The organism is Pseudomonas sp. R4-84 (assembly GCF_054130985.1).
The window spans coordinates 3,522,157-3,537,726 of the sequence record NZ_CP096390.1 but is presented as its reverse complement, the minus strand read 5'-3'; the positions used below and the strand labels follow the sequence as shown (position 1 = coordinate 3,537,726).

Annotated in this window: 24 protein-coding genes; all 24 read left to right on the top strand. The window is 60.7% G+C overall.

Going from position 1 to position 15,570, the window contains the following annotated elements:
* Positions 1-123: 123 nt before the first annotated feature.
* The 24 genes from M1D68_RS16020 to M1D68_RS15905 all read left to right on the top strand — a co-directional run bounded on the left by M1D68_RS16020 (position 124) and on the right by M1D68_RS15905 (position 15,561).
* Entirely contained in the window at positions 124-924 is an 801-nt protein-coding gene (locus M1D68_RS16020; protein ID WP_457967666.1) for a Rha family transcriptional regulator, read from the top strand.
* Positions 924-1,706 (top strand): DnaT-like ssDNA-binding domain-containing protein, encoded by a 783-nt coding sequence (locus tag M1D68_RS16015; RefSeq protein ID WP_457967664.1) that lies wholly within the window; start codon positions 924-926, stop codon positions 1,704-1,706. The genes M1D68_RS16020 and M1D68_RS16015 overlap by 1 nt, the downstream gene beginning before the upstream one ends.
* Positions 1,703-2,488: a replication protein P gene (locus tag M1D68_RS16010; protein WP_457967662.1), complete on the top strand. Its 786-nt coding sequence runs from the start codon at positions 1,703-1,705 to the stop codon at positions 2,486-2,488. Before M1D68_RS16015 ends, M1D68_RS16010 begins: the two co-directional genes overlap by 4 nt.
* Positions 2,485-2,673 (top strand): DUF1382 family protein, encoded by a 189-nt coding sequence (locus M1D68_RS16005; RefSeq protein ID WP_457967660.1) that lies wholly within the window; start codon positions 2,485-2,487, stop codon positions 2,671-2,673. Before M1D68_RS16010 ends, M1D68_RS16005 begins: the two co-directional genes overlap by 4 nt.
* Entirely contained in the window at positions 2,670-2,924 is a 255-nt protein-coding gene (locus tag M1D68_RS16000; RefSeq protein ID WP_457967658.1) for a hypothetical protein, read from the top strand. Before M1D68_RS16005 ends, M1D68_RS16000 begins: the two co-directional genes overlap by 4 nt.
* Entirely contained in the window at positions 2,921-3,376 is a 456-nt protein-coding gene (locus tag M1D68_RS15995; RefSeq protein WP_457967656.1) for a hypothetical protein, read from the top strand. The genes M1D68_RS16000 and M1D68_RS15995 overlap by 4 nt, the downstream gene beginning before the upstream one ends.
* Positions 3,373-3,567 (top strand): hypothetical protein, encoded by a 195-nt coding sequence (locus M1D68_RS15990; RefSeq protein ID WP_457967654.1) that lies wholly within the window; start codon positions 3,373-3,375, stop codon positions 3,565-3,567. The genes M1D68_RS15995 and M1D68_RS15990 overlap by 4 nt, the downstream gene beginning before the upstream one ends.
* On the top strand, positions 3,560-4,030 hold the full coding sequence (locus M1D68_RS15985) for a hypothetical protein (protein WP_457967652.1): 471 nt from the start codon (positions 3,560-3,562) through the stop codon (positions 4,028-4,030). The genes M1D68_RS15990 and M1D68_RS15985 overlap by 8 nt, the downstream gene beginning before the upstream one ends.
* Positions 4,027-4,620: a recombination protein NinG gene (locus M1D68_RS15980; RefSeq protein ID WP_457967650.1), complete on the top strand. Its 594-nt coding sequence runs from the start codon at positions 4,027-4,029 to the stop codon at positions 4,618-4,620. Before M1D68_RS15985 ends, M1D68_RS15980 begins: the two co-directional genes overlap by 4 nt.
* Complete coding sequence (locus M1D68_RS15975; RefSeq protein WP_457967648.1) at positions 4,617-5,198, top strand: hypothetical protein; 582 nt, start codon at positions 4,617-4,619, stop codon at positions 5,196-5,198. The genes M1D68_RS15980 and M1D68_RS15975 overlap by 4 nt, the downstream gene beginning before the upstream one ends.
* A gap of 495 nt (positions 5,199-5,693) precedes the next feature.
* Positions 5,694-6,023, top strand: a complete 330-nt coding sequence (locus M1D68_RS15970) for an MFS transporter (RefSeq protein WP_445572098.1) — start codon at positions 5,694-5,696, stop codon at positions 6,021-6,023.
* Positions 6,020-6,340: a hypothetical protein gene (locus tag M1D68_RS15965; protein ID WP_457967646.1), complete on the top strand. Its 321-nt coding sequence runs from the start codon at positions 6,020-6,022 to the stop codon at positions 6,338-6,340. The genes M1D68_RS15970 and M1D68_RS15965 overlap by 4 nt, the downstream gene beginning before the upstream one ends.
* A 55-nt stretch (positions 6,341-6,395) precedes the next feature.
* Positions 6,396-6,956 (top strand): terminase small subunit, encoded by a 561-nt coding sequence (locus M1D68_RS15960; protein ID WP_457967644.1) that lies wholly within the window; start codon positions 6,396-6,398, stop codon positions 6,954-6,956.
* A gap of 91 nt (positions 6,957-7,047) precedes the next feature.
* Positions 7,048-8,286, top strand: coding sequence for a PBSX family phage terminase large subunit (locus M1D68_RS15955; RefSeq protein WP_457967642.1), 1,239 nt, complete (start codon positions 7,048-7,050; stop codon positions 8,284-8,286).
* 34 nt (positions 8,287-8,320) lie between these two features.
* Positions 8,321-9,679 (top strand): DUF1073 domain-containing protein, encoded by a 1,359-nt coding sequence (locus tag M1D68_RS15950; RefSeq protein ID WP_457967640.1) that lies wholly within the window; start codon positions 8,321-8,323, stop codon positions 9,677-9,679.
* A 2-nt stretch (positions 9,680-9,681) separates the two neighbouring features.
* Positions 9,682-10,497, top strand: coding sequence for a phage head morphogenesis protein (locus M1D68_RS15945; protein ID WP_457967638.1), 816 nt, complete (start codon positions 9,682-9,684; stop codon positions 10,495-10,497).
* Between the two features lie 25 nt (positions 10,498-10,522).
* Entirely contained in the window at positions 10,523-11,695 is a 1,173-nt protein-coding gene (locus M1D68_RS15940; protein ID WP_457967636.1) for a DUF2213 domain-containing protein, read from the top strand.
* A gap of 2 nt (positions 11,696-11,697) precedes the next feature.
* The gene (locus M1D68_RS15935) at positions 11,698-12,192 is read left to right on the top strand and encodes a structural cement protein Gp24 (RefSeq protein WP_457967634.1); all 495 of its coding nucleotides are present in this window, start codon (positions 11,698-11,700) and stop codon (positions 12,190-12,192) included.
* A 5-nt stretch (positions 12,193-12,197) separates the two neighbouring features.
* The gene (locus M1D68_RS15930) at positions 12,198-13,226 is read left to right on the top strand and encodes a DUF2184 domain-containing protein (protein WP_457967632.1); all 1,029 of its coding nucleotides are present in this window, start codon (positions 12,198-12,200) and stop codon (positions 13,224-13,226) included.
* A 68-nt stretch (positions 13,227-13,294) separates the two neighbouring features.
* Positions 13,295-13,618 (top strand): hypothetical protein, encoded by a 324-nt coding sequence (locus M1D68_RS15925; protein WP_457967630.1) that lies wholly within the window; start codon positions 13,295-13,297, stop codon positions 13,616-13,618.
* A 39-nt stretch (positions 13,619-13,657) separates the two neighbouring features.
* The gene (locus tag M1D68_RS15920; RefSeq protein WP_457967628.1) at positions 13,658-14,077 is read left to right on the top strand and encodes a DUF4054 domain-containing protein; all 420 of its coding nucleotides are present in this window, start codon (positions 13,658-13,660) and stop codon (positions 14,075-14,077) included.
* Positions 14,077-14,676, top strand: a complete 600-nt coding sequence (locus M1D68_RS15915) for a hypothetical protein (protein ID WP_457967626.1) — start codon at positions 14,077-14,079, stop codon at positions 14,674-14,676. The genes M1D68_RS15920 and M1D68_RS15915 overlap by 1 nt, the downstream gene beginning before the upstream one ends.
* Positions 14,673-15,026: a hypothetical protein gene (locus M1D68_RS15910; RefSeq protein ID WP_457967624.1), complete on the top strand. Its 354-nt coding sequence runs from the start codon at positions 14,673-14,675 to the stop codon at positions 15,024-15,026. The genes M1D68_RS15915 and M1D68_RS15910 overlap by 4 nt, the downstream gene beginning before the upstream one ends.
* On the top strand, positions 15,016-15,561 hold the full coding sequence (locus M1D68_RS15905) for a phage neck terminator protein (RefSeq protein ID WP_457967622.1): 546 nt from the start codon (positions 15,016-15,018) through the stop codon (positions 15,559-15,561). The genes M1D68_RS15910 and M1D68_RS15905 overlap by 11 nt, the downstream gene beginning before the upstream one ends.
* Positions 15,562-15,570 lie beyond the last annotated feature (9 nt).

Below are 15,570 nucleotides of genomic sequence, written 5' to 3'. Positions count from 1 at the left end.
GACCCCAATGAGGGCCTCGGGCAGGGACTCTTCGGGGTAATCCAGAGGGCCTCTGCCAAATTCAGGACGAAAAAAAGCCGGGGTAGTGACCCGGCTCTCTTAAAACGCGTTGTGGAGCAAATCATGCACCAATCCAACCAAACGATCAATACCCCGGCCAATGTCGCGACACGTTTAGCCGGATCTGAAAACGTGTCGCGAAAAACCATGTCATCGCGAGAGATAGCCGAGCTGACCGGGAAGGCTCACTTCCATGTGAAGCGCGACGTTCTCACCATGCTGAAAGATCTTGGCGAGGATGCATCCAACTTTGGATGCATCTATCTCGACCCACTGAACCGCGAGCAGACCGAATACCTGCTTGACCGCGAACATACCGATTGCCTGCTTACCGGCTACAGCGCCGCTATGCGGATGACTGTGATTCGCCGCTGGCATGAACTGGAGGCGCAGGCCGTCCAACCTGTTGCCATGCCGTCCTACGCCGAAGCGCTGAGGCTTTACGCCGACCAGATCGAACAGACAGCAGTACTGCGCGTCGAGAATCATCAGCAGGCCGTGAAAATCCACTCCATGGAAAACCTGTTCAAGGAAGGCATGACCCATACCCAGTTCTGCAAGGGTCTGAATGGGGTCAACGTCATGCAGGTTGGCAAGTACCTGGAGACCCGGAACTGGCTCTACAACGAGAGCAAGACCGGCCTGCGCCTGCGCGTGGCTTCCTATGCCCGCGACAAGTACATGACCGAGCACCAGCACGAAGTCACCCCGCACGGTAAGGACGCCTTCATCTCCTACACGCCCGTTCTGCTGAAGAAGGGTGCCGCCCGGCTGTACGACCTGTACCTGGCCGGCGAGTTGCCCATGAAGAAGACCTGGGACGGCCTGTTCACTCACGACAAAGCATTCAAGGGGGCCGCGTGATGGCTCGCATACGCACCGTCAAACCCGAGTTCTGGTCGAGCGAGCAGGTCATGTCCTGCCGCCCGCTGGCTCGGCTGTTGTTCATAGGTATCTGGAACTTCTGCGACGACGGCGGAAACCACCCGCTGTCGGCCAGGACCATCAAGGCTCTGGTCTTCCCTGGCGACGACATCACCGTCGAGGAGGTCAGTGGCCTGCTGGGTGAGTTAGAAGGCGCCAACCTAACCCTAAGCTACTGGATCGATGGCAAAAACTACCTGCATGTCCGTGGCTGGAAGCACCAGAAGATCGAGAAAAAGAACTTCAAATACCCGGCCCCTCCTTCTGAATTCGACGAACAGTCGGAGAGCGGTCGTCGACAATTCGCCGAGGAGTCGTCGACCAGTCGCCGACCAATCGACCCCGTAAGGGAAGGGAAGGGAATAGGAGAAGATCAACACAACACTCTACGCGAGGAGCAGGAAAATCCCGCCGACCCAAAAGCGCCAACCGAGATGACCCTTGACTGGGTGCCCGACGAGAAGCTGCTGAAGGCATACGCGTTCCGAATGGCAATCCCGGTGGCCGCATTCACCGCCGACGCCACCGCCGCCTTCGTCTGCCACTACTCGGCATCCGGCCGCATCGAGACGCAAGCGTCCTGGGTCAGCCTGCTGGTCAAGTGGGTGAAGCGCGACACGGCCACGGCCAACAACGTCCACCCGTTCCCTGGGCGTCGACAGGCCAATGGCCCCGACTTCGACGATCAGACCTGGGCTGACAATCTCGAGGACGCGCTATGAGCAACAAGCCAAAGCCGCCGCGAAGCGCTGCGCAGCTCATGAAGGCCGCAGGCGCGACCGAGGACCTTCCCAGCGCAATGGCAGGGTACAAGCCTCCAGCGCTGCCAGTCATGCCAAAGACTCTGCCGCCGGGCACGGTGGACGTCGTCAATGCCTTGTTCAAGGAGCTGCAGGCCATCTTCCCGGCCTGGAAGCAGGCATGGCCGACCGATGCCGCGTTGAGCACTGCCAAGCGCAGCTGGATCAAGGCGTTCATCGTCGCCGAGATCAATACCCTGGAGCAGATCCGCTTCGGCATCGAGCGCTGCCGCTCGCTGGGCACGGACTTCGCGCCGAGCGTTGGCAAGTTCATCAAGCTCTGTCAGCCGACACCGGAGATGCTCGGGATTCCGCCGCACGACAAGGCGTTCCGCGAGGCGCTGGTAAACGCCCACCCGAGTCGGTTCGGGAATCGCACCTGGTCGCACCCAGCCGTGCGTCACGCCGCGCTGCAATGCGAGATGCACAACCTGGGCGACCTGATCCCCGAGAAGGCCAGCAAGGTGTTCGACAGGGCCTACGACATCACCATCCGCATGCTGATGCAAGGGAAGCCGCTGGAAGACATCGCCGTTGGCATCGGCCACGACAGCCAGAAGACCGAGCTGGAGCGCGCCGAGGAATACGCCAGCCACCGCCAGGCGCGCCTGCTGGAAGTCCAGGCCATCCCATGCAGCGGCGCAGCAGCGCGGGCTCAGTTGATGGCGAAATTTGGAAGGAAATCGCGGGAGCAACGGACATGAAACGAGCATCCCCAGTACAGCTACGCCAAGCCCTTGAGGTAGCCAACACCCTGGTCAAGCACGGCATCCACTTCGTGTGCATCCCAGTCATTGACGAGGCGGACGCCATGAACCTTGCCGGCCAGGCAGCTCAGCGGTTGGAGCGGTTGATGTACGTCGATAAAGCGCAGGAGAAGCGGGTATGAGCGAATTCGTAGAGGTGAAGACTGCTGAACGCAAGTCGCTGGGCTTCATGTATCTGGCCCGCCGGGCGTGCGGAAAGGTCTCTGCATCCTGCTGGGATGACAAAGGCCAGGAGAAGGACACCGCCAAGTGCGTAGCTGCATACATCAAGCGCGGCGACACCGTTGAGCGCGTCGAGCGTTTCGAAGGTGATCCACAGCCAGAGTGGATATGCCGCCCAGGGTGTAACGACTGCGCGGGGAGAAAGCCATGAGCCAGTACGACGAACCGAAGCGTCTTGCCGAGGATCTTGTTGCAAAGCGCGAGCTGCAAATCCGTGAGGACTGTAGCAACGAAGATTACGACGCATGGCATGCGGCAGAAATTAAGTTTGAGGAAGAGGTAGGCCCCAAGGTCTTCCTGGCCCTGATCGCCGAGAACCAGCAACTCACCAACAACCGCGATATGTGGCGCGGCCAGTGCGATCGACAAAGCGAAATGCTCAGGCTCGCACACGACATGGAGACTCAGCTCAAGGCCGAAGTCGCCGGCCTAAAAACCGGCTACCAAGCCTACGAGCAGGTGAATGCTGAGCTGAAGGCTGAGGTGGAGGCGTTGCGCAATGCGTTGCGGCCATTGCTTGCCCATTGGGACGACGTGCGACCTGGTGAATCGCTCAATGTCGACGCCGCCCGCGCCGCCATGGGCCAGGGAGAGCAGTCATGAACGTATTCAGCATTCTCAGTGTGATTCTCGCCGCGGTCAGCCTGATCCTCATTGGTCTTGTGATGCTGGTGGTCGATAACTTTATGTTCGCCGCGGTTCCGGCCGTGCTCGCCGCCACCTACCTGGATCACTTGGGCATTGAGAAAGACCTCCGTGATTTCCTGGCTGAGGGGAGGGCTCGCCATGACTGACAAAATCTCCGTCAACTGCCAGGCCAAGCTCTCCGAGGCCATCACCCGGCTCAGTGCTATGTTCCGCGACAAGAAGTTCGTGGTGGTCTCCCTGCGCCCGGGCAAGGACCGCACGCTCGACCAGAACGCGCTGTGGTTCGCGATGTACAAGCGGATCTCCGAAATGACGCCAATCGGCGATCCGGCCGACGCCCGCCGCTACTGCAAGCTGCACTTCGGTGTGCAGATCCTGCTCAACGAGGATTCAGGGTTCCAGGCGGCGTGGTACCGGGTCATGCGCCACCTCCCTTACGAGGAGAAGCTGGCCTTGATGGGCGAGCACAAGCTGTTCGGCCCGGACGGATTCCCGGTGACCAGCCTGTTCAATCGCGCCCAGGGCATCCAATACACAGACCGCATGGCTGCGTACTTCACCGGCCAGGGCGTGGTGTTCTCCGATCTGCTGAGCGAGGTGGCGGCATGAGCCTCACTGCAAAGCAGCCGCGCGCCAAAAGATGCCGAGTCGCCGAATGCAGGGCCGCATTCGTCCCGCAGCGCCTGGGCCAGGCCGTATGCAGCCCAACCTGCGCAATTGCCGATGCTGCCACCAACCAGGCGAACCAGGAGAAGGCCCGCAAGTCCCTGGCCCAGGTCGAGCGCCGAGAGATCAAGGTACGCAAGGAGAAGATCAAGTCGCGCGCCCAGCATCTGAAGGACGCCCAGACCGCTTTCAACGCCTGGATCCGCGAGAGGGACGTCGGGCTGCCGTGTGTGAGCTGCGGAAGGCATCACAACGGCCAATGGCACGCCGGGCACTACCGGACCGTCGGCGGCAACCCAGAACTCAGGTTCGAACCGCTCAACGTATGGCGCCAATGTGCCCCGTGCAACAACCACAAGTCCGGCGACATCGTGAACTACCGCATTGAGCTGGTGAAGCGCATCGGCGCCGAGGCAGTCGAGTGGCTTGAAGGGCCTCATGAGGCCAAGAAGTACACCATCGAACAGCTGAAGGCGATGACCGCCGAATACCGGGCCAAGACCCGCGAACTGAAGAGGGGCCACGCAGCATGAAAATCAACTCAGCGCGCCAGGCTTGGCATGACTGCAATTACAACCCGGCCCCGGGTCAGGCCTCCGATGTCGTCCAGCTCGGCGTGGTGGTGCAGAACACGGAGCGCGGGCCAACGGCCAACCATGCCGTCCATGGCGCCCTGGCCGGTCACATCCAGTCCGCAATCGCCCGGCTTCACCCGCAGATCCGCGTGTTCGGGGATTACATGTACGCCGCCGCCCAGTGCGACGACATCCGGGAAGCAGCGGAAGAGGTGGTGTTTCTGCTGGTGCAAAGCCGGTCACCACGGATGACCGCGGCCAAGCGCGAGAAGCTGGAGTACGTGGTGAAGGGGGTGCTACGCCGGTACCGCCACATGCACCAGGGCGGCCAGTCTGCCAATGAGGACCCGCTCGCCAACGCCGAGAAGTTCCGGGCCTGGATGTGGCAGGTCTACGAAGTGCGCCTGGAGTCGTGCAACTGGGAGCGGGATTGGGGCGGCGTGCTGCAGTTGATCTTCGAGTGCTGCGAGGATCTGGACCGGAGAGCGTTGAGTCCGATTGCGGCGGTAATTTACGAAATGCGCGAGGCCGCTTGAGGGCCTATTGCGTTCCCGTGCGGCTGGTGATACCGTAACGCCACTGTTAGAGTTTTGCCTATGGCAACTTACTCAAATCACTAAAGAAACCCGGCCATTGTGCCGGGTTTTTTATTGTTCGCGATTTACCGCTGCCAGGGCGGCCTCACGGATAACCTGGACGCCGATTAGCCGGACAGTACGGCGTACGGAAATAACACCGGCAGCCCGCGCACCTTGACCTCACATGCTTTCCGGGTGGCGCGAGACTTGAGCGGCGAGATCGATGCAATAGGGCGTCGACGCTGCGAAGGCCTTCGGCAGACAGCGGGAAAGACTGCGCACCTATTCAGGGCCTCTGCACTTGCAGGGGCTTTTTCGTTTTCGGCTCCCCACACCCATAGCTCCGAGCTGGGAGTGCTGCTGGAGCTGATTCAACTTCGCCGCTGCTCCCCAGCGCTTGGCCGATCACACCGGCCTTTTTTCTTCCATACATGCACAGTCGGAGTCGAGCGCATGGAATTACTTCATCGCCTGTTCGAAAAGCTCGACTGGGCATTTGCTGGATTGATTGGTGCGATCGCCGCCAGCTTCTGGCACCGAGACGACCTGGTAGACCGAAAGGCCTGGGCCATCTTCATTTTCTCGGGTGCTGTCTGCGCCCATTACCTGACAGGCCTGATCAGTTCCTATTTCGGAGTGGTCGAGCCGCGCAGTGTTGCCGGTGTGGGCTTCCTCCTGGGGACCTTCGGCGGATCGCTTATCGCCGCCATCACCCGGGCCATCAAAGCCGCTGACCTCTGGGCGTTCATCCGCCAGCGGTTCGGGGGAGGCAATCCACCATGAATCTTGAACTGATCAACTCCATCGCCTGCGGCATGATTGCCTTGTGGGCGTCCTGGTGCGTGGTGAGCGGGAAAGTGAAGGACGGCATCCTTGGGAAGCTGATCTATTCGACGATCGCCATCAGCGCCTACGTGGTCGCCACTGGGCACAACAGCTTCCTATTCGGCCCGACCACTGCTGGGCTGACCCTTCACATCGCCCTGGCGCTGGCCGGCATCCGTCATCTGTTCATGGTCACCTACTGGCAACGGGTCAAGGCCTGGATCTGTCGGCACTTGAACTGCGAGCACTGCATGGGCTGCGAGAAGAAGAGGTAGGGCGCGACACGTTTCGCGCATCAACAAAATGTGTCGCGACACTGGAGATAGCCAAATGGCATTGACCCCAAAGCAGGAGGCCTTCTGCTTGGCCTACCTGAAGACGGGTAACGCCAGTGAGGCTTACAGGCAGGCATACACAGCAAACGATATGAAGCCGGCCACGATCAACCGCAAGGCCAAGGATGTGTTAGATAACGGCAAGATTGCGGCAAGGCTTGCAGAACTCAACCAATCGGCTGTCACTGACTCAGTGATGACCCGTCAGCGCGCCCTGGAACGCCTCAGCTTGATTGCCGAGACATCCATAACGGACATCCTTGAGTTCGATCAGCGCGAGATCGATGGCCCTGAGGGTCCGGTCAGCGAAACCATCTGGCGCATGAAGGACAGTGTCGAGATCCCGGAAGTGGCGGCGGCGACCATCAAGTCCGTGACTATGACCAAGTTCGGGCCGAAGATCGAAATGTACGACCGCCTGAGCGCGATTCAGCAGCTCGCCCGCATGCAGGGCTGGGAGTCGGCACAGAAGCACGACCACACCAGCAGCGACGGCAGCATGAGCCCCAAAGGGAAGTCGCTCGACGACTTCTACACTGGCGATGTACCAGCTTAACCCGAACCTTCGTGAGTTTTGGCGGATCAGGAAGCCGTACAAGCTTCTGAAGGGTGGGCGGTTCTCATCAAAGACCCAAGACGCGGGCGGCATGGCTGCCTTCCTGGCTCGCAACTACACGGTGAAGTTTCTTTGCATTCGCCAGTTCCAGAACCGTATCGCCGACTCGGTATACACGGTCATCAAGGAAAAGATTGAGCAGGCCGGCTGGACGGACGAGTTTGATATCGGCGTTTCGTCGATCAAACACCGCAAGACCGGCTCGGAGTTCCTGTTCTACGGCATCGCCCGGAACCTGAACGACATCAAGGGTACTGAAGGCGTCGATATCTGCTGGATTGAGGAGGGCGAAGGCCTGACCGAGGACCAGTGGTCAGTCATCGACCCGACCATCCGGAAGCAAGGTTCCGAAATCTGGATCCTGTGGAACCCGGACCTGATGACGGACTTCGTTCAGGCGAAGCTGCCAAGGCTGCTGGGTGACGATTGCGTCATCAAGCACATCAACTACGCCGACAACCCGTTCCTATCCGACACCGCGCGCGCCAAGGCCGAGCGGCTGAAAGAGGCGGATGAGGAGTCGTATAACCACATCTACCTCGGCCAGCCACGCACCAACGATGATGCGGCTGTCATCAAGTTCTCCTGGATCGAAGCTTGCGTTAACGCGCACCTGAAGCTGGGCATGAGCTTGTCCGGCGCCAAGGCTGTTGGGTACGACGTGGCGGACAGTGGCGACGATAGCAATGCATGCGCCCTGTTTGATGGGGCCATCTGCTACGACATGGATGACTGGAAGGCTGGCGAGGATGAGCTGAACGAATCAGCCATGCGTGCCTGGTCTCACGTCAAGGGTGGCAGGCTGATCTACGACAGCATCGGTAACGGTGCGCACGTTGGCTCGACCCTGAAGGCTGCACGCATCCATGGCGGGTACTTCAAGTTCAACGCCGCCGGCGCCATCGTCAATCCCGAAAAGGAATACGCGCCGAAGATCAAGAACAAGGACAAGTTCGAGAACCTGAAGGCTCAGGCCTGGCAGGATGTGGCCGACCGCATGCGCAACACGTTCAACGCGGTCACCAAGGGGCACAAGTTCAAGGCGTCCGATCTGATCAGTATTTCCGGTGACCTGCGGAAGATCGAGCAACTCAAGCTCGAACTGTCCACGCCACGCAAGCGCTACAGCAAGCGCGGCCTGGATATGGTCGAGACCAAGGACGAGCTGGCTCGGCGCAGTGTCGCGTCCCCAAACTTGGCTGATGCGTTCGTGATGGGTGCATGTCCGCACCTGGTGGCAAACGGAAGACCTATTCGCGACCTCCTCTAAACAAATCGGTGACTCCATGAGCAAGAAGGGCTTAGTGCCAGCCAACAAAAAGCTGGGCAAGGCCCTCACTCGGGCCCTGGTTGAGTACAACACCGGCACGAAGAACACCGCCGACGGCCTGGTGAACGTCGTGTCGGGGCTGGGTACTGAAAAGGCCAAGCGCTCACACAACCAGTTCCAGTACGGGTTCCTCAACGATTTCCAGCAGCTCGACGCGGCATATCAGACCAGTTGGCTTGCCCGGGCGATCGTGGACTACCCCGCCGAGGACATGACCCGCGAGTGGCGCACCCTCAAGTGCGATGACGCGGACGTGATCCGGGCCGAGGAAGACCGGTTGAACCTGCCGGCCATGGTCAGCGAGGCAACAAGCTGGGCGCGCCTGTACGGTGGCGCTGGCATCCTCATGCTGACCAATCAGGACCTGACCAAGCCGCTCAAGCCGGAGAAGATCAAGAAGGGCGACCTTTACCGCCTGCTGGTCATCGACCGCTTCGACATGACGGCGATGGACCTGAACCAAACCAACATCCTGGCTGCGAACTACTTGCAGCCGGAGTTCTACACCATCGCCGCCGGCGCTCAACAGATCCACTGGACGCACTTCGCCCGGTTCGCCGGTGCCAAGTTGCCACGCCGCCAGCGCGCACAGACACAGGGCTGGGGCGACTCAGAGCTGCGCAAGTGCATGGATGACGTGATGGACATCGTCGCCAGCAAGGACGGCATTGCCGAGCTGATGCAGGAAGCGAACGTCGACATCATCAAGCGCGAAGGCCTCTCGGATGAGCTGGCAAGCGATCAGGACGACGCCATCACGGCGCGTTACGCCCTGTTCAGCATGATGAAGTCCTCTATCAATCTGGCGCTGCTGGATGGTGAAGAGACCTACGACCGCAAGACCTTGGACCTATCCGGGGTTGCTCCGGTGCTCGACCTGCTCATGACCTGGATCAGCGGTGCGGCGGACATCCCGCTCACCCGCCTGTTCGGCACCTCCGCCAAAGGCCTCAACGCCACTGGCGAGGGGGACATGGACAACTACTTCAACTCGCTGTCCTCGAAGCGGTTGACGCAGATCGACCCGGGCCTGCGCCAGCTCGACGAAGTGCTGGTGCGCTCGGCGACCGGCCGCTGGCTCGATGACTTCAACTACGTCTGGAACCCATTCCAACAGCCTGACCTGGTCGAGATCGCTACCGCGAACAAGGCTAAAGCCGAGACCGACATCCTGTACAAGGACGCCGGGATCGTGCTGCCAAGCCAGATCATGCGCCGGTTGCAGGCCGAGGAGCTCTACCAGTTCGACGACGAGAAGATCGAAGCGCTGGAGGCTGATGAGGACCTGACCATGTTCAACGATCCGGTGGATGACGACGACAAGGTTGAATGACCATGGACATGATCGGCATCCAGTACAACGCCAAGCTGCAGCGGCTTGTGAAGCAGGTCAAAGCGGACATTGCCAAGGAGGTGATGCCGCTGATTCGCCAGCTTGCGCCGGAGTACACGCAGGACGCCGTAGCAACCGCTGACGCTTGGTCGGACCTGATCCTGAGCGCCATGTCCCGCCTGATGCAGAAGTGGCAGTCGGAGCGGGTCGGCTCTGGTGCTAATCGGTTAGCTGCCGATTTCGTCCAGTCGTCGCTCAAGAAGTCCGAACGAGACTTGGGCAAGTCAGCCGGTATCGACGTGTTCAGCGGCTCCAGCGTCATGCAGGACTACCTCAAGGCATCAGCTCAGCAGAACGCCCAGCTCATCAAGTCCATTCCGACCAAGTACCTGGAAGAGGTGCAGACGCTGGTGATGGCGAACATGCGCTCCGGCATGCGGCCCGGCTTCATCGAGAAGGCGTTGCAGGAGCAGTTCGGCGTCACCCGGCGCCGCGCCAAGATGATCGCCCGCGACCAGACATCGAAGATTCAAGGCGAGCTTGCCGAGAAGCAGCAGAAGAACGCCGGCTTCGAGTACTTCCAGTGGATCGACTCCGACGACAGCCGCGTCCGGCACCGCCATTCGGAGATCGCCAACAAGGTCACCGCCTACGGCAAAGGGATCTACCGCTGGGACAACTTGCCGCTGAGTTCTGACGGCAAGCCGATCAAACCCGGCTCTGACTACCAGTGCCGATGCATCGCGCGCCCAGTGAGCGCCCGCGAGGTCAAGGCCAACCAAGACGCAGGCAAGACAGCGCCTGGCGTTTTCAACTGATTCATCCACTCCGCGAGGCCGCAACATGAAGTGCACGGTTTTCGACCGGGCTGGGTATCGCATCACCCAGCGAGAGTACACCGACGAGGGCTTCCTTAAGGTCCCGGGCCGGGTAGCCCGCACCGGGATTCAGGAGTACCTGGCGCGCGAGCTTGGCCTCGATGGCGACCCCAATCGAATCGTTCGTGTGTATCGGCCGCCAGAAGAGGTTTTCGCGCCGGAGTCGCTGAGCACCTACGACGCCAGCGACATCACCAACGACCACCCGAAAGAGCTGGTCACGGCTCTGACCTACAAAGGCGTCGCCGTCGGCGTTGTGCGCGGGCCTGGACGACCAGACGGTGAGTTTGTCGCTGCCGACCTGATTGTGAAAGACCAGAAGACCATCACCGACATCAATGCCGGCAAGTGCGAAATATCTGCCGGGTACACCGCGATCTATGACGAAACGCCGGGCGTCACCGAAGACGGCCAGGCGTACGACTTCATCCAGCGTGAAATCCGAATCAACCACGTTGCAATCGTTGACAGAGCAAGGGCGGGCGCCAATGCCCGCGTTTTTGACCACAACCCAGGAGGCAACACAATGCCTGTACTTATCACCACCGATAGCGGGCGCAGCGTTGATGTTGCTGATCCTGCGAACGCCCAAGTGGTCGCCGACTCGTTCGACCGACTGTTGAAGCGTGCCACTGATGCGGAAACCAAGGCTGATAAGGCCCAGGCTGCCGCTGACTCTGCCACTGAAAAGCTGGCCGAGGCCGTGAAAGCTTCGAGCGACGAGGCTATCCAGGCTCGCGTCACCGCGATTTCCAGCACTCATGCACTGGCCCGCAAGGTCGCCGGCGACGGCTTCACCTGCGACAGCCTGGACGTTATCGAGATCAAGCGCGCCGCCCTGGCCGTGGCCCTGCCGAAGCGTGACTGGTCGGACAAGTCCGCCGGCTACGTTGAGGCCGCCTTCGATGCTGAGTCTGAGAAGGACGACGACGAAGACGACAGGGACGAAGAAGGCAAACCGAAGATGAAGCCTTCCAGCGACGCCGCGACTCTCCTGGCCCAGCTGACCCAGTTGGCGAAGGATGGCGCGACCACCACCGCGACCACCACCGCGACCACCGACGCCCAGCCGACTCCATACCAGCTGCACAAGCAGAAGCTGGGCAACGCTCACAAACAAACCCAGAAAGGAGCTTAACCATGCCAGTTCTCGGTGGTAACGCAATCAACCACGGCGTCGCATACGCGGGCATGGTCGCCGACGGCGAGCTGTCGAACGCCGTTTCCAAAGTCAACAAGGGCACCTCCAACATCCGTTTCGGACTCGGCGTGGTGAGCGATGGTGACGACGGCGCCAAGTTGCCGGATGCCGCATCGACCGCTGATCAGTTCATCGGCGTCGTCAAGCGTGAGCTGAACCGCGCTTACGCCACGAACGAAGTGTTCGGAGCCGTAGCCAAGCGCGACATGTCGGTCGAGACCGTAGCACCTATCTGGGTCCACGCTCGCGTGGCTGTTACCAAGGATGACCCGGTCTATCTGGTCGTCGGCGATGGTACCGGCACCAACCAGGGCCAGTTCTCCAATGAGGTTGGCGCTGCCGCAACCTTGGCCGTGCTGATTCCGAACGCCAAGTGGGTCAGCACCGCCGGTGCCGGTGTCCTGGCGAAAATTTCTCTGAAGATCGGGGGCTGATCGATATGAAGCTTAAGAAAATTGTCGTGGCCATCGACGCAGCGATTGCGTACCAGATCGGTCGCGATGTTGAGCAAGTGGCGTTCAATGATGGTCTGCCGACCGTCGATGACGGCCTGGCGTTCTACATCAGCCAGTTGGCCAGCCTGGAGTCGCGCGTATACGAAGCCAAGTATGCCGCGATCAACTATGACGAACTGATCCCGGTACAAACCGATCTGCCGGAGTGGGCTGATAGCTGGGATTACATCAGCTATGACGCCGTCACCATCGGTAAATTCATCGGCTCCAGTGCCGACGACCTGCCGAACGTGGCGCTGTCGGCCAACAAGTCGTCCGTGCCCATCGGCTACGCGGGCAACATGTACGACTACAGCCTGGACGAGCTGCGCAAGTCCCAGCAGCTGCGCATCCCTCTGGACACCACCAAGGCGCGCGCAGCCTTCCGTGGTGCCCAGGAGCACACCCAACGCATTGCGTACTTCGGCGATGAAGCCCGCGGCATGACCGGCGCGTTCAACAACCCGAACCTGGCCCTGTCGAACTCGACTCTGAACTGGTTTGACGCTGCCACCACCGGCATGCAGATCGTCGAGGATGTCGATGACTTCCTGGGCGACATCTGGACCAACTCGGCTACCGTGCACGTGCCGAACGTGCTGGTGCTGGACTCGGCTCGCTGGAGGAAGATCAACAGCATGCCGATGTCGAAAGAGCTGCCGAACACCACCGTTCTGCAGTATCTGAAGGAAAACAACGTCTACACCGGTCTGACCGGCCAGCCGCTGCGCGTGTTTCAGCGGCTTCAGCTGTCTGCTGCCCAGCTCGCCGCCGCAGGCGTATCCAATGGCAACAAGGACCGGATGATGGCCTACGAGCTGAACGACGAAAACCTGGCAATGCAGGTTCCGATCCCGTGGCGCTCCCTGGCCCCGCAGATGCACAACCTGTCGGTCAAGGTGCCGTGCGAGTACAAGATCAGCGGCGTTGAATTCCGCTACCCGTTCTCGGGCGCGTACCGCGACCAGTTCTAACCACCTGATCCATGGCCGCCTCCGCTATGCCCGGGGCGGCGGCCAATGACTCCGGGCGAGGATTCGACATGTTCCTGAAGAACGAAGCAGCACGACTGATCACCATCCACCACCTGGTTGATGGCGAGAAAGCCTCCTACAAGATCCTGCCAGGCGAAAACCCAGCGGTGGAAGTGCCTGACGCCGTGGCGAAGATCGATTTCGTCAAAGCCCTGCTGCAAAACGGCGACCTGCGCCGCGTTGGCGATGACGAGCTGGATGCTGAAGACGACGGAGGCGACGACATCGAGGCTTTGCGCGAGCAGGCCGGCCGCGCCGGCGTGAAGGTCAACAAGACCTGGGGCAAAGCGCGACTGCTTGAAGAAATCGCAAAGGCCGCCAAGGCCGAGTAACACCCGGGCGCGTGGCGCCCACTCATTCAAGGTGAACGCATGCAAATCACTCCGGAAATGATCGCGGCCTTTCGCGCCGATCCGCTGATGAAGGCGTTCGTCGATGCGACCAAATGGCCTGACGCCATGCTCGCCGAAGCGCTTTGCGAGGCGGATACCGAAACTGGCTCCTCCCGCTGGGGGGCGCTTGAGCTTACCTGCTGTAACTTCAAATGGCGCGGCATGAAGTACTACGCCGCGCACTGGCTGTCGACGAACTTCGGGGCGCTCGGCGCCGACGGCACGCCGAACTCGGAAGCCCGCCTCAACGTGGCCCAGAAGTCGGTCGGCGATGAGTCAATAGGCTATCGCGTGCCCGCGATGATGGACGCCGGTACCGACTGGCTCACCTACACCAACTACGGCCAGCAGTTCTATCGGCTCAAGAAGCGCGCCGGGATGGGCGCCAAGGCGGTCTGATGATCACCCTCGACATCCAAGGCTTCCAAGAGCTGCAAGACGAGCTCACGAAAGAGCTGAATGCCCTGAAGTCGGACAAGGTCGTCACGGTCGGCATCCATGAGGAGGCCGGCAACGTTGAATCGGGCGATATCACCATGGCCGGCTTGGGCGCGACTCATGAGTTCGGCGCCGAGATCAAGCACCCGGGTGGCACCTCCTACGGATACGCCAGCAAGGCCGCAGCCGACCGCGATGAGGTCCGGTTCCTGAAGAAGGGCGCCGGTTACATGGAGCTTGGCGTGACCCAGGCGCATACGATCGACATCCCGGCTCGGCCCTGGCTTGAGCCCGGAGTTGCAAGCGCTACGCCCGAGGTGCTGCTGACCATTCAAGACGGCATGGAGGCGGGGCAGTCGATGGATCAAATCCTCGACACGGTCGGCGTAGTGGCTGCGGCCGCGGCGAAGGTCTACATGACCGAACTGAAAACCCCGCCCAACGCCGCTTCGACCATCCGCAAGAAAGGTAGCAGCAACCCGCTCATTGACTCCGGCGCCATGCGCCAATCAGTCACGCACAAGGTATCGGTCGGGCCGGTAACGGAGGGTCTTGAATGAGCCTGAACATGCAGGGCCACATTGATGACGTGTTTGTCAGTGTCGCCGCCTCGCGAACAACATCCGGCGGCGGCTTCGTCGATGGTATTTGGGTTCCTGGCGCAGCGGTGACGACCCCCTACATCGTGAACATCCAGCCTGCCAGCGACCGGGAGGTGGATTTCATCCGGCAAGCCGGGGAGCGCATCACCGACGTCCGGCGGATCTACATCAACCAGGGCGATATGCAGGGCATCGATCAGACCGGGACATGGGAATTCATCGGTCAGCAATGGAAGGCAACCATGTGTGACAACCGGTACTGGCGGAACTACTGCAAGGTAGTCGTGGTGCGCATCGATGACCAATGAAGAATTTTTCGCGAAGCTGCGGCCCATCGTGATGCTGGCGACCGGGGTGCCTGAGTGCATCCTGGCCGACCAAGCCGGACCGGGCAGCATGCCAGCGCCAGAGGGCGCGTACGCAACGATCACGCCGAGGCAGTATGTTGGCGAGCGCGGCCAGGCAAACGTAACCTCGCGCGATATCCCGGGCGACCTGGTTGAGTTCGAAGTGCGGGCGCAGATCATGTGTTCGTGCAGCGTGAACTTCTACCGCGGCGAGGCCCTGATGTACGCCGAGCGCCTCAAGCAGGCCAACAAGCGACCCGACATCAGCATCATGCTGTTCAAGGCCAAGATCGGCTGGAACAGCGCCGACGGCGTGAACAACCTCACCAGCCTGCAATCGGCCAACTTCGAGCAGCGGGCGCAGATCACCCTGCGCCTGATGTACGAGACCAGCAGCCTGCCGGTCGTCAACAACATTCTCAGCGCCACCGTTGCGCTGGAGAACGAGAAAGCCGAGGTCCTCCAGACCTTCACCGTCGAAGTCGACCCTACATAAACCCATTGG

Coding starts and splice junctions, on each gene's coding strand:
- M1D68_RS16020 (WP_457967666.1), top strand. CDS start 124: ATGCACCAATCCAACCAAACGATCAATACCCCGGCCAATGTCGCGACA.
- M1D68_RS16015 (WP_457967664.1), top strand. CDS start 924: ATGGCTCGCATACGCACCGTCAAACCCGAGTTCTGGTCGAGCGAGCAG.
- M1D68_RS16010 (WP_457967662.1), top strand. CDS start 1,703: ATGAGCAACAAGCCAAAGCCGCCGCGAAGCGCTGCGCAGCTCATGAAG.
- M1D68_RS16005 (WP_457967660.1), top strand. CDS start 2,485: ATGAAACGAGCATCCCCAGTACAGCTACGCCAAGCCCTTGAGGTAGCC.
- M1D68_RS16000 (WP_457967658.1), top strand. CDS start 2,670: ATGAGCGAATTCGTAGAGGTGAAGACTGCTGAACGCAAGTCGCTGGGC.
- M1D68_RS15995 (WP_457967656.1), top strand. CDS start 2,921: ATGAGCCAGTACGACGAACCGAAGCGTCTTGCCGAGGATCTTGTTGCA.
- M1D68_RS15990 (WP_457967654.1), top strand. CDS start 3,373: ATGAACGTATTCAGCATTCTCAGTGTGATTCTCGCCGCGGTCAGCCTG.
- M1D68_RS15985 (WP_457967652.1), top strand. CDS start 3,560: ATGACTGACAAAATCTCCGTCAACTGCCAGGCCAAGCTCTCCGAGGCC.
- M1D68_RS15980 (WP_457967650.1), top strand. CDS start 4,027: ATGAGCCTCACTGCAAAGCAGCCGCGCGCCAAAAGATGCCGAGTCGCC.
- M1D68_RS15975 (WP_457967648.1), top strand. CDS start 4,617: ATGAAAATCAACTCAGCGCGCCAGGCTTGGCATGACTGCAATTACAAC.
- M1D68_RS15970 (WP_445572098.1), top strand. CDS start 5,694: ATGGAATTACTTCATCGCCTGTTCGAAAAGCTCGACTGGGCATTTGCT.
- M1D68_RS15965 (WP_457967646.1), top strand. CDS start 6,020: ATGAATCTTGAACTGATCAACTCCATCGCCTGCGGCATGATTGCCTTG.
- M1D68_RS15960 (WP_457967644.1), top strand. CDS start 6,396: ATGGCATTGACCCCAAAGCAGGAGGCCTTCTGCTTGGCCTACCTGAAG.
- M1D68_RS15955 (WP_457967642.1), top strand. CDS start 7,048: ATGGCTGCCTTCCTGGCTCGCAACTACACGGTGAAGTTTCTTTGCATT.
- M1D68_RS15945 (WP_457967638.1), top strand. CDS start 9,682: ATGGACATGATCGGCATCCAGTACAACGCCAAGCTGCAGCGGCTTGTG.
- M1D68_RS15940 (WP_457967636.1), top strand. CDS start 10,523: ATGAAGTGCACGGTTTTCGACCGGGCTGGGTATCGCATCACCCAGCGA.
- M1D68_RS15935 (WP_457967634.1), top strand. CDS start 11,698: ATGCCAGTTCTCGGTGGTAACGCAATCAACCACGGCGTCGCATACGCG.
- M1D68_RS15930 (WP_457967632.1), top strand. CDS start 12,198: ATGAAGCTTAAGAAAATTGTCGTGGCCATCGACGCAGCGATTGCGTAC.
- M1D68_RS15925 (WP_457967630.1), top strand. CDS start 13,295: ATGTTCCTGAAGAACGAAGCAGCACGACTGATCACCATCCACCACCTG.
- M1D68_RS15920 (WP_457967628.1), top strand. CDS start 13,658: ATGCAAATCACTCCGGAAATGATCGCGGCCTTTCGCGCCGATCCGCTG.
- M1D68_RS15915 (WP_457967626.1), top strand. CDS start 14,077: ATGATCACCCTCGACATCCAAGGCTTCCAAGAGCTGCAAGACGAGCTC.
- M1D68_RS15910 (WP_457967624.1), top strand. CDS start 14,673: ATGAGCCTGAACATGCAGGGCCACATTGATGACGTGTTTGTCAGTGTC.
- M1D68_RS15905 (WP_457967622.1), top strand. CDS start 15,016: ATGACCAATGAAGAATTTTTCGCGAAGCTGCGGCCCATCGTGATGCTG.